We start from the raw sequence: 15,921 nt of genomic DNA on the forward strand, positions 1-15,921 counted from the left end.
CGATGAAGCGGCATTCGGTGCTCTACTACAACGACACTGCGCGCGCGGCGATCTCGGCATCGGCCGATCGGCAGCGCGCCGGTGGGGGGTTGGCCGAGTACTACTCCGAAGGCGAAACCCGCGCCCCGGTATGGGTGTGTGTGGGTGAGTCCGGCGATACCGAAAAGGCCGCCACGCTAGTCGGTTTGAGCGCTGCCGATCGTGCCGGCGGGCCCGCCGATCTAGACGTGGTGGCGCGCTGGCTCGATGAGGGAATCGCCCCCAACGGGGCCCATGGCCGGGCATTTTCTGCGCGCTCAACCCACGGGTTCGATTTAACGTTTGGTGCCCCTAAAAGCGTGACGCTGCTGCGCGCTGTGAGCGGTGATGACGTACTGGCGAAAGCGGTGGTGGAGGCCCACAACCACGCCGTGCGCGAGGCGCTGGAATACCTCTATGACCACGCCGGCTACACCCGCGTGCACAACCCGCACACCGGCAAAAAAGACCTCGTGCGACTGCCGGGTTTAGTGATGGCGGCCTACCAACATGAGACGTCGCGCGACGGTGATCCGCACCTGCACACCCACGTGCTATTGCCCAACACTCAGGCCCGTGGCGACGGCACGTTGGTGTCGGTCGACTCCAAATCGCTGCACCATGAAGCCAAGGCTGCCGGCATCATTTATCAGGCCACGTTGCGACACCATCTGTTCCAGTCGGTGGGCTTGGAGTGGGGGCCGATCGACCCCCGTACCGGCATGGCTGAGATCGCCGGCGTGGACCGCGCCACGATTAAGTCATGGTCGCAGCGCTCGACCGAATTGCGGGCCTGGGCGCAGCAGAATTTGGTCGTCGACGAGCAGGGTGGCGCGACGGCGGCGCAGTTGGCGGCCGCCCAAAAAGCGACCCGCCCGGCCAAGCCCGAGCACCTGTCGTGGGCTGAGTTAAAGCACCTGTGGGCGCACGATGGCCGCGGTTTTGTCATCGACGAGACTGCGCAACTGGCGGCGCGGCTCGCCCGCAAATCCATGCGGTTCGACGTTCATGCGCTGGGCCGCCAGGCCGCGGTCGGCATCGACAAAGCGGCGTTTACGCGCGCCGATCTGGTGGAAGCAATCGGGTCCCGGCTCCCGCCGTCGATCGAAGGCGCCGCGTCGAACATCGACGGCAACGCGATCCCGCCGCGGTATCTGATTGAGGGCATCGCCGAGCGGATCGGCATCCGTATCAGCGCCCCCCGGCTGGCCCATGAACGCGAAGGACATGAACGATTCACCACCGCCGCGGTGATCGCCGAAGAGGCCGCCGTGGTGGACCTGATGGGCGCGCGCGACAAGCGCGCGGCGCTTCCCCCGGAGGCCCTGGACACCGCTGGTTTATCGGTGGATCAAGCCGCCGCGATCACTGCGATTGCGACCTCGCCGCGGTTGATTCAACCGCTGTCTGCGCCTGCCGGCGCCGGGAAAACGACCTCGCTCAAAGCGCTGCGCGCCGCCGTGCACCGCGGCGGAATATCCCGTGTTGTGGTGTTGGCGCCGACCGGAAAAGCCGTCGATGTGGCCGTGCGCGAAGGTGCCGGCGACACCGGCTACACCGTCGATAAAGCCGTCAAAGACCTGCGAAACCATGAGCTGACATTCGATGCTCGAACCCTGGTTGTCGTCGACGAGGCCGGCATGGTCGGCACCCCACATCTACGCGAATTGCTCACCGCCGCAACGACCGCCGGCGCCAAAACCGTCCTTGTCGGCGACGCCCATCAGTTGGCCCCGGTCAAGGCCCGCGGAGGCATGTTCGCCCAACTCGTGGTCGATCTTCCCTGGGCGCAAAAGCTTTCCCAAGTGTGGCGCATGCGCGACCCCGACGAACGCACCGCATCGCTCGCGATACGCAACGGCGGCCCGAAACCGTTGCGCCGTGCCGTCGAGTGGTACCGCACCCACGGCCGCCTCCACACCGGTGACGCACTGACCATGGCCCACGACGCCCTCGCGGCCTACCAGTCTGATCTAGACGCCGGCAAAGACGCCCTGTTGATGACCGACAGGTGGGAAGTCTGCGACGCTCTCAACACCCGCCTGCACCACCACACCGTGGCCTCGCAAGCGCCCACCGTGGCTGGTGCGCGCGGGCATCGCATCGGCGTGGGTGATGTCATTATTTCGCGCCGCAACGACGCCACCGTGCCCGTCGTGGACGCCGCCGACAGCACTAGAATGGCGGAGCCGGTGCGCAACGGGCACCGCTGGCGGGTCTACAAAATCGACCCAGACAACCACCGTGTCTATGCTCGCCGTCTCACTGATGGGGCCCGCGCTATGTTCGCCGACCAGTACCTGGCCGAGCACGTCCACTACGGCTACGCGGTGACCGTGCATGCCTCCCAAGGAGCCACCGCCGGTGACGCGCTGACCGCGGGCACCGCGCACGCCATCCTCAGTGAGTCCGCCAGCCGCAACCTGGCCTATGTCGCGCTGACCCGCGGCCGCGACGCCAACCACGTCTACACCTACGAGAACACCACCGCCGACGATTATCTGGCTGAACACGTCCAGTCCGTCGATCACCACCGCGGCGTGCACGTCGCCAAGCGCGGCACCAGTCGCGCCGCCGCCGCCGCGCTGCGCGCCATCCTGGGTCGCGACGAGCGTGCCCAGACAGTGATGGCGGCCGCGGCCGCCATCGACCGCACCCAGCAGCCCGCAGCGCTGCGTTCCCTGCTCACCAAGCGCGACCGGGTACGCACCCGACTGCGCGGCGAGCACCGCACCTACACCGCTGCTCGTGAGCTGGCCGCCGAGCTGCCCGCGCTACGCAATGAAATCGACTTCGCTGACGTCGCCGGCCGCGCCTTCGCCGGCGCCACCGGCTACCCCATCCCGGCCAACGCACTTGATCACCTCGACGAGGCCCACCGCGGGGTTGTCACCGCCATCGCCCGCGACCGCCACGCCGTGCAATCACTGCACCTGTACCCTGGCGCCGACAAGCACGCCACACTCGCGGCGATCGCTGAGGCCGCCCACCGTGACCACCGGCGCGTGCTCGCCCTGCCTGCCACACCACAAGCTCACGCCTACGCCAACACTCGCCCCTACGCCGATCGCGCCCCAGACAGCCACACAGCCCTCGCCAACATGCGCGAACTAGCCGCCGGCGGCCGCCGGCTACCCCTGGGCAATCTGGTGATCGTCGACGACGCCGACCACCTGGCCGCCAACCACCTGCAGTGGCTCGCCAACAACGCCGCAGCCACCAACACCAAACTCCTGCTGGTCACCACCCCCGATCAGCGCACACCGGCGCACACCCTGACCGCCGCCCTCGACCACCTGCTGCCCTGGGCCGACCACCTCGGCACCCCCGACCCCGCCCACCAACGCGCCCGCACCGCCATCGAGCGCACCGAGCACCACCTGGCCGAACCCGACATCACCAGCCCCACCCACCAAGCAGCGCGCGAACTCCTCAACCGACGCGACGCCCTGCTCAGCCACTTCAACGAAGAACGCCGGTTTGAACAACGACTCGACACCATCGCCGCCCGCAACCGCGCCCGAGCCCGTAACAAGGACCGCGGCCACGACTACGGACTAGGGCTCTAAGAGCCGCGCGGCGCACGAGACGCGACATCAACTGCACCGCAACAAGTTCTGCACACCAGCCAACACAGAACCGCGGCCGTCGCCGCAACCAGATTCCGGGGGTAGTCTGCATGCATGGCAGAGAAGTTCACCCTCGATGCGGCCGACGCCGAAGCGGGGTTGTCCACCGCCGACGCCGCCACCGCCTCGCAGCCCAGCAGCGACCTTCCCGGCCTGTGCGTCGGTGGCTACATGACTACCCTGCTCGGTGCTGTTGTCGGCAGCCGAGCCATGGGCCAGGCCCAAGCAGAGGCACGCGCGGTAGCCAACACCACCAGCCGCGAGTTCAGCATCACCACAGTCCAAACAGCAGAAGCCGACAACACCAGCCTTCTCACGACGTGAGCAGACTCGACGCCCCGTACACGCCGCTAAATCCGGGCTTCCAGTGATCGAAGCGCGGCCTTTACCCCTCGATGAGGTCTTTGTAGGCCATCTCCCAGAACTGCCACACCGGCATCGCTGCCGTGCGCCGATGGGCGTCCAACACGCGACGTGTTTGGGCGTTGATCTGTTCGCACGCCGTCTCGCTTAGCACGATTAGATCGGGGTATGCGGCCTCAATAGCGGCCTGCTGGGCAGCCGTGTCTTCCGGCGAAATCTGTTGTAGGCGTTCTTCTGTGGCCGCGCCGATCTCTGCGCGGCGCTCCACGCACCGCTTCATGATCATGCCGACCCGCCTGAGCGCACTACCCACGGCTCGATGCATCCGCTCAGTCTCATCACACCGTCGCCCCGCCTCAGCAAGCAGCTCGGCGACGTCATCGACCAAGGCTTCGAGCTCGCCGCGACCCACACTTTCGCCAACGATCATGCTAGGACCAGACCGCTCAACCGACACTGCTGACGGCTCCCGGCGAAGGACCTCCAACCAGCCCTTCAACCGGCCCTGACGCCACTCCCAATCAGCCAGCGCGTCACAGTCAATGCCAACGCTCACATATTGCACTGCCGCGTCGAAGACAAGCCGCGCTTCGTCGATCGGCCACTCGCTACGCTTCTTCAACCGCTTCACCGGCCACGTCAAAGGCCGCGGCTCCATCAATACCCGCTCAATGACATTAGCCAAATCAACTGCCGACGAACAACTTTCAATCACCGTAGCGCCGCGCCTTTCAATGGTGCCCGTATACCGGCCACCCAGGCGGCATACACCACATTCAGCGGGTCGTCACCGTAGTACTCCCAGCACATCAGCGCCTCCAACTGCCGGCACCGAACGAATTCCCTTGTGTAGCTGACCGTCTGATCAGGGTTTTCCAGGCCGTTCAACCCCGGCCGCTGGCACGCCATCTGTACCAAGGCATCCTCGTGTTCCTCGCCCAGCAGCGCCCACTGCGCGGCGCTGGGCCGGCGTTCGGCCACCAACGCCTCCCCCACCGACTGCGCAACCGCCGACAGCTCCTCACCGGGAATACCAAACATCAGCTGGCGGACCAACTCCCGGCAATAATCGCGTAGCACCGACTCACCAGCTGCCACCAAATCCGCGTACAAGGCTGCGTCCACCGTTTGCAGGCGATGAGCTCGCGGCTGCGATAACTTCGCGGCCGCGTTGTCCGGCTCCAGGCTCGGTTTCACACCGTAAGCAACCTCCGGCGCCGGGTGCTCGCTCAAGAATTCAGACGGCAGCGCCCACGAGGTGGCCACCGCGCTCACCGCGTCGCCAAGTTCCCGCGCTGCCCGCACCGCCTTATCAGCCGGATTCACCCAGCCAAACCAGCGCGCGTCAAAGTCTGCATCGTGTCCGCCAGCGATCGGCATCACTTTACGCAAGAACACCCCCGGCGGGATATAGGTCGCGCCGTCGTTGGTGGCCACCCAATACGTCGGCATCCCCGAACCGTTATGGCCAACGGCCACAGCCCAATCCACACCAGGATCAGTGACTTTCGCCGCCCCGGCAAGCTCAGCCACCAACCTCTTGGCCTGCTCCAAATCCGACCAGGCGTCCTCCTTGCGGACCGTCACCACATCACGCCGTCCCCCCACCGGCATCAATCCCGCGCCCGCCCCTGGTGACCCGCCTCCGGCCTCGGCAGGAACCGATGGCGGGGCAGGCGTCGACCCCACCGGCGAAGCCGCCGCCGGTGCGCCCTGCGGAGGCAGCACCGACCCGTACGACGTCAACCCGCCTGCCGGCATGCCCGCCGGCGGCGGGGTTGGGGCTGAAGTAGCTGCCGGCGGCGTAGTCGGTATCGGAGCGGCTGCCGGCGCCGCCGACGTCGGAGCTGTCTCGATCGACGCCGCCAACGACGTCATCGGTGCCGGCGACACCGGAGGAACACCACCTGCCGCCGCAGCACCCGCCGCTAAACCACGCCCGAAATCCATCCCCAACGACGGCATCGGAGAGCCCTGCAACCCCGGTGCGCCCAACCCCGTGGGCGGGGACATACCGCCGGGCAGACCCCCGAAACCACCCATCAGCCCCTGCAACGGCCCCATCGGAAGCCCACCACCCGAGCCACCACCAGGCATACCCGGCAGACTCGGCAACCCGCCGCCCATCAACGACGTCAACGGGTTATGGCGGGGGGAAGGCGAGATCCCCGGCCCGTTCGGCGTAGTTGGACCCCACCCTCTGTCGCCGGGGACGGCACTCGGGGTACCTGGGCCGTCCGACGAGGCTCCATGACCCAGGCCTAACCCATGCCCCGGCTCACCTCCGCCCGGCTGTCCTCCGTCGACCCCCGGCGGCCCGGCAGGGTCATCCGAGCTTTGGCCGACCCCATCGTGCCCCGCCGCTTGTTTGAACTTCGGTCCGCCGGGGCCGCCCAGCTTGAAGTGGTTGGTGAACTGGGTGGCGTACTGGGTGGCGTAGCCCTGTAGCTCAGTCGAATACGCCTGGATCGCCGCTCGATGTGCACCAAGGATTACCGCCACCTGCGCAATCGACTGCCCCGAGCCACTTCGCAGAAACGTGAAGGCCTCTTGATGTGCCTGCTTATTTACCTCGAACATGTGCTTCTTAATGCTCGCCACATCGTCGGCGCCGCGCCTGATCAAACCGGAAGCAACCTTGCTGATCTCGGCTTGGAAATCCTTGATCGACGCCGCCTCAAACTGGGCCGCTCGCCCAGCGTCCCCGCTCTCCCCCACCCACGACCCGCCATCGAAGACCCTGTTTACTTCCTGGCGGATCGTCGTCGCGCTGCCATCGTGCAGTTTGAATTCCTCAGCCGACTGGTCCGCGGCGGTATTCAAGGCCGTCTCCGAGTCTTCGGGCCAGACATACGGCTGAAACAAAAAGCGGACGAACGCGCCCTGTGGTCGTGGATGATCACTACTGACATGCGGTAGTGACGCTGGCTGGATACTCCGCACTGGCCCGCGGTTGACCACCTTCAGCAGCCGCGCCGCCTGCTCGTTATTGCGCTCCGCCCACCAGTCCGCAACCTCAACCTCATCCCCGTTCGGGCCTATCACCGTCGCCATCTCGATCTACCTCGGCAGCCCGCACGTATCTACCAACGCGTACATTGCATCATTCGATATGTCGGTAAGCCGGTTCACTTCCGACGCTGGGACGGTTCCCATTGCCGCAGTGGTCACATCCAAAGTTGTGCTGATGTATCGGCGCGCGGCGGCAGCGACGTCCGGTGGTAGTGCGGGAACGAGCGCGTTTTGGACGGCCGACACGCTATTTACTGCTTTAAGGGCCACCGGAACATTCAGGTTCCCTTGCACCCGAAAGCCCCCCTCGCTCTTCTGACCTACAGACAGGTCGACAATGTGACATAGGTTCTGTTTTGCCGAGGCCGCATCAGCCGCGCTGAACTGTGGTGCTGGAGCCACCGACACCGGCGCCGGTGCAAGTGGCCCGGCGGCGTTCTCATCACGCAGTGCCATGGTGAGTGCCGACGCCACGGCGGCCGACAGTCCCACGACGGCGAGCCACCTCAGCGCCGCGCCGGCCCGATAACGCCGCCGCGGCGGGCGGCCCACAGGCGGAGTCCACCCGGGCGCGGCGGGCGCCGCCCTGTGCGCTGCGCCGGTCAGCGCCGGCGGCAATATCGCGGACGGCGGCGCCTCTTTAGACCAAGGGGATTCCCCCGCGCTGGTCTGGGGTGTATGCCTTTCTTGGCTCATCGGTTAATCGTATGCATGCCTGGGGACATTGCGCCGCAGTCGGACTCGACGAACTTCGGCTTCCCGAGGGCGATGGATCATTCAGAATCCAATGCCTCAGGAAGAAAGAAGAAATCACTGCGTTTAAAGCAAGTCGTGTCTCGTTTCTAAAGAAACGAGACAGCACCACCGAGCCCGCTCCCCTGCGACTTAGCCGCAGGTCGCGGTGTCTCGTTTCTTGTCTCGCACCGCTTGTCTCAGATCCTCACTGTCGGTGGGCAATGGGACAGTGTCGAAATGGCAGCGACCTTGGGCTACGCCCGCGTCAGTACCACCGGCCAGGACCTTGATGCACAACTGGCGGCGCTTGCCGCTGCCGGCGTCGACGACGCCGATCGCGTGTTTACCGACAAACTCTCCGGCTCGGCCCGGACCGAGCGGCCCGGCCTGGCCGCCATGCTCGCCTACGCCCGGGCCGGCGACACCGTAATCGTCGCGGCGATCGACCGGCTCGGCCGCTCGGTCGCCGAAGTCACCCGCACTATCGTTGTCCTCGGCGAGCGTCGAATCCTGTTGCGGGCCTTGCGCGAAGGGGTCGACACCGCGACACCTACCGGTCGAGCCGTGGCCGCCATCATGGCCACACTCGCCGAACTCGAACTCGAACTTGGTCGGGAACGACGAGCAGCATCGCGACAATCTCGGCGCAGCCGCCAGCTGCCGGCCACCAAGCCGACCAAGCTAAGCCCCGAGCGGCAGGAGCAACTTCGTCGGTTGGCCGCTACGGGAGAGCCCGTGCGAGAACTCGCCGCGGCCTTCGGAATTGGACGCGCTACCGCTTACCGCTACCTCAGTTTCACAGCTCCACTCCCCCTAACGGAAGGCATATGAAATATGACGCCCAAGTCTGCCCCAAATCCTCGTGATCACAGCCTCGGCGGGTGTGAGCAGGCGAAAAAGCCCGGCTGCATCTGCGGGTGCCACGGAGCGTCGCATCAGTCCACGGTGCTGCGTGAAGCTGTCCGCACCGAGAACGATGTACCCGATCGGGACAGAACAGAACCGCTGACCAAGGCCGAATTCGATGATCTCCTCACCAGGGTGTTCGGACAACGATTCACCTCACTCGACGCTCCGACAGATGGCCAGATTTCCCGCCGCACATGGAATCCTGACGCGCAAACCGGCGGCCAGCGCAGCCAACGCGAACAGCGCATCGTCGATGTCACACTGCGCGACGTCCTGGCAATCACTTTTGACCTACCCGATGAGGCCAAACAATCATGGCTGACCATCCTGGACGCGCTCACTCTCAAAACCGGATGGGACAAGTTCGCCGCGCAGCTCGATAACCTCGGGCTCGAAACCACCCCCCAGAGCGGATACTTCTGGTCCGCGCTGCTGGCTGCCCTTTCGGCGACCGCACCGCACATCACACTGACCGAGTTTCACCCCGACCTCCCCGGTTCCGAAGGTGTTGCGGATGCGATCCGCCGAGTCGTCACCGATGGGAAAGACCATGGCGGACAAGAGATCCGCGGGTATGACGTGTTCGGGATGTGGTGCATGCCTCGCCATGGCAAACCGACGCCGATCCGCGAAACCGCACACCCCGAAGCGGTCCACATCGGGGCAGACCTGATTGGCGACGCCGCCAACCTCGCCGCAGGCAAGGGACTGGCCCAAGGCGAATTTCTGCTGCTCACGCAGATCGTCGGCGCCGCCGTCTCTGCGGACCTGTGGCATCAGCCCGCTTCGGTGCGCTACCTGCTCACCGCCGCCGTCACAGGCCTGCGGGCCGCCGCCGGCCAACACCGCGCGGATGGCGTCCGGTTCAGTCTCGACGGCCAGACCCCCGACACCGACGACATCAAAAAGAAGAAGACCAAGAAGAAAAAAGCCGACAAGACCGAGACCGCCGCCAGCCCTGGCCGCGGCGAGAACCTACCCGTCGAACGGCTCATCGCCGAAGAACTCGGCGCGCGCTGGCGGACCCGCCAACACTGGGGGCCACGCGGGCCCGACCAAGACCGAGGCTAACGGCCCAACAACTGCCCTGCTTGCCAAGTTCGCGGGCCCCGGCCTCGGGGCGTTCGTCTGCTTGTTGCGCTAGCTGCGTCGGTGCGCTTGCCTAATTTCCCATGACGACAACCTCACCGCGCACTCTGATATCGATGTGACCGCGCGCCATATCTACATTGACGAAACAAAAGAGCGCGGCTACGTCCTAGTTGCCAGCGTCCACATCGCCGACAACCTCAGCGACCTACGCAGAACCATGCGCGGCTTCGTCCTGCGCGGCCAGACCCGTGTCCACATGGCTAAGGAAAGCGACCCGCGGCGGCGCGCAATATGCGCCGCGATCTGTGCCGCCGGCGTCAATGCCACCATCTACGACGCCGGCCAGCGTTATCGAGACCCCCTGGATGCCCGCAGGGCCTGTCTGCAAGCCGTCATCAGCGACACCACCGCCGGCGAGGAAACCCTTATCGTCCTTGAGCAAGACGATTCGATCATCCACTGGGACCGCCAGCGGCTCATCGAACTCACGCGAGCCGAAGGTCGACGCCACAACCTTCGATACGAGCACCGCCGCGCCAAAACCGAGCTGCTCCTCACAGTGCCCGACGCCATCGCTTGGTGCTGGGCGCGCGGAGGTCACTGGAAACGGCGCATCGAGCCCGTCATCACCACCGTTAAGCAGGTCTAAAACGTCCCCCGATGCGCGAAACCCGGCCCGCCCACCGTCCGGAAGGCTGCCGGGTTCACTTCCTGAAGCTCAGCGCAACAGGCACCAATCACTATATCCCAAAACTGGGTGGGGAAGCCCCGCCCCCCGGATCAGATGGGCTTTGTAGCTGCGGCAACACCATCTACCTACATGTAAGTAAACATGCTTACTTACATGTAGCCCTGAATGTAGGTATACATGCTTGTGAGTTTGATATGCTGTCACCTATGAATGTTCCCGCAGATGAGCGGCCTGAAATCGTGGCAGTGGCACTGCAAAAAGGGGGCGTGGGCAAGACCACCACGACCATTAATCTCGCCGCAAACCTTGCCGCGATGGGCTTCCGTGTCCTGGTGATCGACATGGATCAGCAAGCCCACAGCACCAAAGGGCTCGGCATCGAGCTCGGCGCCGACGATGCGTCTATGTACGAGGCACTGCACCCCGACCGGGCGATGCGCGTTCCGCTACCGAAGGTCATCCGGCCAAGCCAGTTCGGGATAGACGTCGCGCCAGGCCACCTCGCGCTCAAAGAACTCGAGCGCACGGGCCTCGGGTCAGGTGGCCAGCTGCGCCTAGCGCGCCAACTCGACGATATCGAGGGCTACGACTTCGTGCTCATGGACTGCCCGCCCGCACTCGGTGAGTTAACCACCGCGGCGCTGGCGGCCGCCGACTACGTCCTGGCGGTCCTCAAGGCCGGGCCCGATGAAGTCGACGGCCTGGTCGAACTGGGCAACTCGATTCTCGACGTACAGGAGACGCTCAACCCGGACGTACAAATCCGATATGTGCTGCTGGCCGATTTCGACGGTAATCCCAAGGCCAGCAAGGACGTACGCAAGCAACTGCGCACCGACTGGGGCGAGTGGGACGCCGGCGGGGCCTATCTGGGCGAAATTCCACACACCGTGCGAGTCGTGGAAGCCAAGGGCAAGCGCGTTCCCGTCCATGTCCACGCCCCGACCAGCACAGCCGCAGTGGCCTACCGAGAGGTCGCCGAACGCATCGCGGCCAGGCGGCAAGCAGCATGAACGCAGCCAAGCCCAGCGGCCTACAGATCGGCTCGACCAGACCCCTATCTCGCGCGGAGCGCCGGGCCGCGGCCGCACGAGTCACAGCCGACGAAGCTCCCCCCGAACCGGCACCAGTCAGCCGACCACCCCAGGACGACGACGTTCCGTCGGCGGATCCGGTGATGGCCCCCGACCAGGCAAACGAAGCCCCCGAGCCGCCGGTGCGATTGAAAGCCCGACAGCGCAAGGCGAAAAACCCGTTCGCCACGCAGCTGCACTCAGGAACGCTGGCCCGGCTCGAATGGATCAAGGCCCGCGGATACGCCATCACCGACACCGTCGACGAAGCCATCAACGCCTACCTCGACAAAGCCGGCATCCCCAGACCAGACCACAACGACCGCATGCCCAGCTGAGTCTTAGGTGCCATGTCCTTCCTCGCCGCCAATTGTGGCGAACGTGGTGGTGCTGGCTGTCAAGGCCACGCCGCTACGCGGTCGACCACGGTCGAGCCTTGACAGCCAGCACCACCACGCACAACAGCGGCCACTACGAGGAAGGGCATGCCGCGAAGGAAACCCAACGAATGTCAGTAAGGAGTCATACCGTGGAAATCATGAACGCGCCGCGCGCCGCCAGGCCACCGCAACCGGGTTCCGCCGAGCACTGGGCAGCATGGCTGGACAGATACGGCGACGACTACGCCACCGACGACGAACGCCGCGCCGCCTACCAGGACTTTCAGGCCAACCTCGCCACGATGCAGACCGTCTTTCACCTCGACGCGGCCCCGCAGTAGCTGATTCCAAACACCACGACTACCCGATGGTCGCGGCGGGTCGCCGTGCTGCGCGACCCCAGATACGCGCGAAGCCCGAGCGCCGCGGTCGTCCGGCCGGGTCTCGGGCTCACTTCCTGCAGCTATTGCCGCAGACACACCAAATCGTAGCCCGCACCCGTCCCTTGCACGGGGCGGGCTTTTCGGACGGGCAGCCCGCGATGAGTCTGTTACTTTGGAATTACCAAACTTCCAGAACCCAAAAGGTAACTCGCCGTCATGCCCCAAGCTCACGACCCGCCGCCGGGTCAATGGGTGCGCTACGACCAACTCGAACGCAAAGAGACCCGCCTACGGCCCGATCAGTACAGCCGCCTGAGCGGTATTAGCCGCGCCCTCAACCGGGCCCGCGCCGGCAAAGGCGAGCGGATCACCGAAAATACCCTTATCCGAGTGGCTATCGACCTACTGCTCCAGCGCGACACAGAGCTGGCCGGTGCCACCGAAGCCGAACTACGCCAATCGGTAGGCCTATAAGTTCGTAACTCTGTTACTCTGTAAGTATGGCTACGGTAGACCAGTTCCTCCTCGCCGCGGTTGCCAATGTCCGCGCCTTTAACAGCGCAACAGCGGTGACCCAGCTAGCCGATCGCGCTCTCTCCGCCGACCAGGCCTACAGCCTCCTTGACGCAGCAGAAGTACTCACCCAGCTCATGCCGCAAACCTTCATCAGACTCGGCCTAGCCGTAGGACAGCCGCTCACCACCCGCGGCGACCCCGCCAACATCGACCTGGTGATCACCGCAGCCGCAGCCCACATGGCCGAAGCCGCCCAACTCATCTCAGACGCGAGCGAGAAAATCGCCCCACTGCTCGACCACAGCGACGTCGAGGATGCGCGCCGCCGCCGGCGGCCGATGGTCGAGGGTATTCGCCGCTGGGTTTCGAAGGCCGCCTAAAACCCGGTCACGAAAACATCACGGACAGACGGCGTGTCGGTACCAGGTACCTGCCCGATTCGGGCGAGGATCACGGTATGGCCCAACCGCACAAAGGTGATCGCGAACAGATCAAAGTCCGCGCCGCGGCGGTCGTCTACGCCCGGCTACGCGAAATGGCCGTCCAGCGCGGCACGAGTGTTAGCCAACTCGCCGCCGACCTCCTCGCGATCGCGGTGGGTCACCCGGAGGCCGTTCTTGAACTCGGCAAGGAGGTTTTGCCCCTGGCCATGTGAGATCACAAGCCCGGGCACGTTTCTCGTCTTGAGGCCGATATTTGGCCGGGGCAGATGACAGCTCAATAGCTGGGTGCGAAATGACCCGCTGACATGACAGAAGCCCCGCCGAAGCGGGGCTCATGTCTGAAGTTTTGAGCCGAGCGCCAACTCGGTTCTGGGTCTCCACCCAAAATCCCCGAAGGGATCATGACTTGACCGTCAGATCTCACGGTAGCGCATACCTGAATCAGGTACCAGATGGCGCGCTCCGTGACATTTCAGAATCAGAAATTGCCCCGCCGTCGTACCGCGGGTGCACACGCTTGTCCCCGCGGCGCGGAACGGCCCGCACGGGCCCGCGCGCACAAGCCTTGTTGGCGGCCAACTGCCGGGCGATCGCGGCGGCCATCGTGCTCGAGCTCGGCCCCGCGCCCTACGCCGGCGTGCCCTGCTGGACCGGCGCACAGCGGTGGGCCCAGTGGACCGTTCCAGTGGCCTACGACCTCCGGTATGACACGGACGTGCGCCCGCACATGGGTGCCAACCAAATCAGCCGGCGCGCGCTGCTGCGCATCGCTGAGGCCCGCGCCCGCTATGCCAGCTACGCCACCGGGCGCGACTGCCGGCCCACCAACGACCGGCTGGCCACCGACACCGGCTACGACGTACGCACCATCCAACGCGCCAACACGGTGCTGCGACTGCTCGGCGTGGCCACCGAGGTGCTACGCGGGCGCCAACGCACCCGCACCGAACGCCTGGCCTCCTGGCGCGTCGGGGACCGCGGCCGCGGCTGGGCCTCCGTGTGGGCGCTGCACGACCACCGGCTGCTTAATCAGGTGATCCACACGATGCAGAGAGTGCTGTCACCCCATCCACGAAGTGGTCCCGTAAGGGATCAACACGTCCGTCAGGACGTAGTTACTACCCGCGACCGTCGCCGTACCGGCGCCGGCAACCGCGGCGCAACGCGCCGCGCACGCCCCGATGGCAGCGGGCTGGCCCTGGCCAAGACCTGGCGCGCGCATCCGCAGGCCCCCCCATGGTGTCACCGGCATAGTCCCACCGCCTGGGCAGCCATACTTGCCGCGCCGGCCGCCGCCGGCTGGACCCCGCGCGACCTCAACCAGCTCATCACCGACTGGCTCGGCGTAGGGCACTGGATTCCCGACACCCCGCACAAGCCAATCGGGCTGCTGGGCGCCATCCTAGCCTGGCACGGTGCTGACAACCTGGGCGATCGACCGGCTGCCCTCGACGAGGCCCGCGAAGCGCAAGCCCGCGCCGCCGACGAACAACTGCGCCGCGCCGAGAGTGCGACATCACACCGCGCACATCTGGCCGGCCGCGCCGCGGCCCAGGCCGCACAGTCTGGCCCCGGCCGCGCTGAAGCCTTCGCCGCCCTCGCGGCCGCGCGCCACCGCAGCGCCCAACGGCGAACTGCGCAAGCTGCCGCCGAGCAAGCACGCATCGACGCACTCATCGAACGCGCCCGCACCCCGCGCCGCTAGCCAACCAATGCACCCCACCCGCCACCACACGCCAACCAAGCGCCACCACGGCCCGGCGCCTTCCCCCTCGGAGGACGAGTCAGGCCGGAACACTCGGACCGCTTGTGTGGTGGTTGCGACCCGCCGCGCCGCCCAGCGCCACTTGACCACTTGCTCGCCACCCGCCATCCGTGTCCGCCGTGTCCGCGCGCGCACGTCAACAGCTCGCCATTTCGAAAGGGGCTGCACCCCGTGTTTGCCCGTTGTGATCGTGTTGACTCGGTAATCTTTCGACGATGGAGGAGGCGCTCCTGCGGTTGCTGGTCGCGCGTGATCCCATTCCGCCTGCCGTGCTGTCCTGGATCGTCACCGGAACCTGGCCGCACGAACTCACGCAGCCCCGCTATGACGTGTCTTTCCCGCACCTGAGTAGCCCCCAGCCCTTCTAACCGCCAACCGGCACACAACGCCCCCTGCCTGTCTGCCCACGGGCAACACAGCATTCCCGCTCGCCGGGGCACCACGCCGCTCGCCGTAGCGGCCGAAGACGACGTGCTGGGACCGTTTGGGCCAGGCCCCAGCACGTGCGGACGATCAACACCGCCTCATTCGTCGTTCCACCCCTTGCACACTCAGCTCCCCCCTTCCCTCTCGTCCCCGCCTTCTCCCGACTACGCTTGCCCCACAACAGTTTTCTCGCCAATTCTCGCCATTTCATCCTTTATCGATAACCACTCCACCGACACCGCCTGCCCCACACAGCAATTCATACAAACTCACCGACTTCCGCTATGGCACATTGGCACAAGGGGGTGCAAGCATGGGCTGTGGCGAACCTTCGGTGCGCCACAGCCAGCCCCGGCGTGCGGGGTCGGTCACCGTGGACAGGGTGGGGCGTTGCTTTCGATTTCGAAGCCGATGAAGCGGCATTCGGTGCTCTACTACAACGACACTGCGCGCGCGGCGATCTCGGCATCGGCCGATCGGCAGCGC

The 15,921-nt window shown here is 65.7% G+C and carries 17 protein-coding genes; 15 read left to right on the top strand and 2 right to left on the bottom strand.

What is annotated here, in order from left to right; genetic code table 11:
• Both mobF and AWC17_RS03805 read left to right on the top strand, forming a co-directional pair.
• The coding region (gene mobF, locus AWC17_RS03800) for a MobF family relaxase (RefSeq protein WP_085164254.1) at nt 1-3,587 on the top strand (3,587 nt) is incomplete at its 5' end.
• 114 nt (nt 3,588-3,701) lie between these two features.
• Nucleotides 3,702-3,971 carry a hypothetical protein gene (locus AWC17_RS03805; RefSeq protein ID WP_085164256.1) on the top strand — a complete coding sequence of 90 codons (270 nt, stop codon included), beginning with the start codon at nt 3,702-3,704 and terminating at the stop codon, nt 3,969-3,971.
• Nucleotides 3,972-4,032: 61 nt separating this feature from the next.
• Here AWC17_RS03805 and AWC17_RS03810 read toward each other — a convergent pair whose 3' ends face one another.
• Nucleotides 4,033-4,725 carry a hypothetical protein gene (locus AWC17_RS03810; RefSeq protein ID WP_141224455.1) on the bottom strand — a complete coding sequence of 231 codons (693 nt, stop codon included), beginning with the start codon at nt 4,723-4,725 and terminating at the stop codon, nt 4,033-4,035.
• Nucleotides 4,722-5,597, bottom strand: coding sequence for a chemotaxis protein (locus tag AWC17_RS03815; RefSeq protein ID WP_141224456.1), 876 nt, complete (start codon nt 5,595-5,597; stop codon nt 4,722-4,724). The genes AWC17_RS03810 and AWC17_RS03815 overlap by 4 nt, the downstream gene beginning before the upstream one ends.
• On the opposite strand from AWC17_RS03815, the gene AWC17_RS31855 reads away from it, so the two are divergent.
• The 13 genes from AWC17_RS31855 (at nt 5,584) to AWC17_RS32480 (ending at nt 15,377) form a co-directional block, all read left to right on the top strand.
• Nucleotides 5,584-6,264 carry a hypothetical protein gene (locus AWC17_RS31855; protein WP_141224458.1) on the top strand — a complete coding sequence of 227 codons (681 nt, stop codon included), beginning with the start codon at nt 5,584-5,586 and terminating at the stop codon, nt 6,262-6,264. The genes AWC17_RS03815 and AWC17_RS31855 overlap by 14 nt on opposite strands.
• A 224-nt stretch (nt 6,265-6,488) precedes the next feature.
• On the top strand, nt 6,489-6,929 hold the full coding sequence (locus AWC17_RS31860; protein ID WP_141224460.1) for a hypothetical protein: 441 nt from the start codon (nt 6,489-6,491) through the stop codon (nt 6,927-6,929).
• 1,065 nt (nt 6,930-7,994) lie between these two features.
• On the top strand, nt 7,995-8,588 hold the full coding sequence (locus AWC17_RS03830) for a recombinase family protein (protein ID WP_084020053.1): 594 nt from the start codon (nt 7,995-7,997) through the stop codon (nt 8,586-8,588).
• A 114-nt stretch (nt 8,589-8,702) separates the two neighbouring features.
• Nucleotides 8,703-9,737, top strand: coding sequence for a hypothetical protein (locus tag AWC17_RS03835; protein ID WP_085164266.1), 1,035 nt, complete (start codon nt 8,703-8,705; stop codon nt 9,735-9,737).
• Nucleotides 9,738-9,873: 136 nt separating this feature from the next.
• The gene (locus AWC17_RS03840) at nt 9,874-10,407 is read left to right on the top strand and encodes a hypothetical protein (RefSeq protein WP_084020055.1); all 534 of its coding nucleotides are present in this window, start codon (nt 9,874-9,876) and stop codon (nt 10,405-10,407) included.
• A 248-nt stretch (nt 10,408-10,655) separates the two neighbouring features.
• On the top strand, nt 10,656-11,462 hold the full coding sequence (locus AWC17_RS03845; RefSeq protein ID WP_085164268.1) for a ParA family protein: 807 nt from the start codon (nt 10,656-10,658) through the stop codon (nt 11,460-11,462).
• Nucleotides 11,459-11,860 (top strand): hypothetical protein, encoded by a 402-nt coding sequence (locus tag AWC17_RS03850; RefSeq protein WP_085164269.1) that lies wholly within the window; start codon nt 11,459-11,461, stop codon nt 11,858-11,860. The genes AWC17_RS03845 and AWC17_RS03850 overlap by 4 nt, the downstream gene beginning before the upstream one ends.
• A gap of 200 nt (nt 11,861-12,060) precedes the next feature.
• Nucleotides 12,061-12,243, top strand: coding sequence for a hypothetical protein (locus AWC17_RS03855; RefSeq protein WP_085164277.1), 183 nt, complete (start codon nt 12,061-12,063; stop codon nt 12,241-12,243).
• A gap of 258 nt (nt 12,244-12,501) precedes the next feature.
• Complete coding sequence (locus AWC17_RS03860; protein WP_085164271.1) at nt 12,502-12,759, top strand: hypothetical protein; 258 nt, start codon at nt 12,502-12,504, stop codon at nt 12,757-12,759.
• A gap of 26 nt (nt 12,760-12,785) precedes the next feature.
• The gene (locus AWC17_RS03865; protein WP_085164273.1) at nt 12,786-13,181 is read left to right on the top strand and encodes a hypothetical protein; all 396 of its coding nucleotides are present in this window, start codon (nt 12,786-12,788) and stop codon (nt 13,179-13,181) included.
• A gap of 77 nt (nt 13,182-13,258) precedes the next feature.
• Nucleotides 13,259-13,456 (top strand): hypothetical protein, encoded by a 198-nt coding sequence (locus tag AWC17_RS03870; RefSeq protein WP_085164275.1) that lies wholly within the window; start codon nt 13,259-13,261, stop codon nt 13,454-13,456.
• Nucleotides 13,457-13,761: 305 nt separating this feature from the next.
• Nucleotides 13,762-14,949, top strand: coding sequence for a helix-turn-helix domain-containing protein (locus AWC17_RS03875; RefSeq protein WP_244193470.1), 1,188 nt, complete (start codon nt 13,762-13,764; stop codon nt 14,947-14,949).
• Between the two features lie 275 nt (nt 14,950-15,224).
• Nucleotides 15,225-15,377, top strand: a complete 153-nt coding sequence (locus tag AWC17_RS32480; RefSeq protein WP_167385541.1) for a hypothetical protein — start codon at nt 15,225-15,227, stop codon at nt 15,375-15,377.
• Nucleotides 15,378-15,921 lie beyond the last annotated feature (544 nt).

Source organism: Mycobacterium nebraskense (assembly GCF_002102255.1).
GTDB lineage: Bacteria > Actinomycetota > Actinomycetes > Mycobacteriales > Mycobacteriaceae > Mycobacterium > Mycobacterium nebraskense.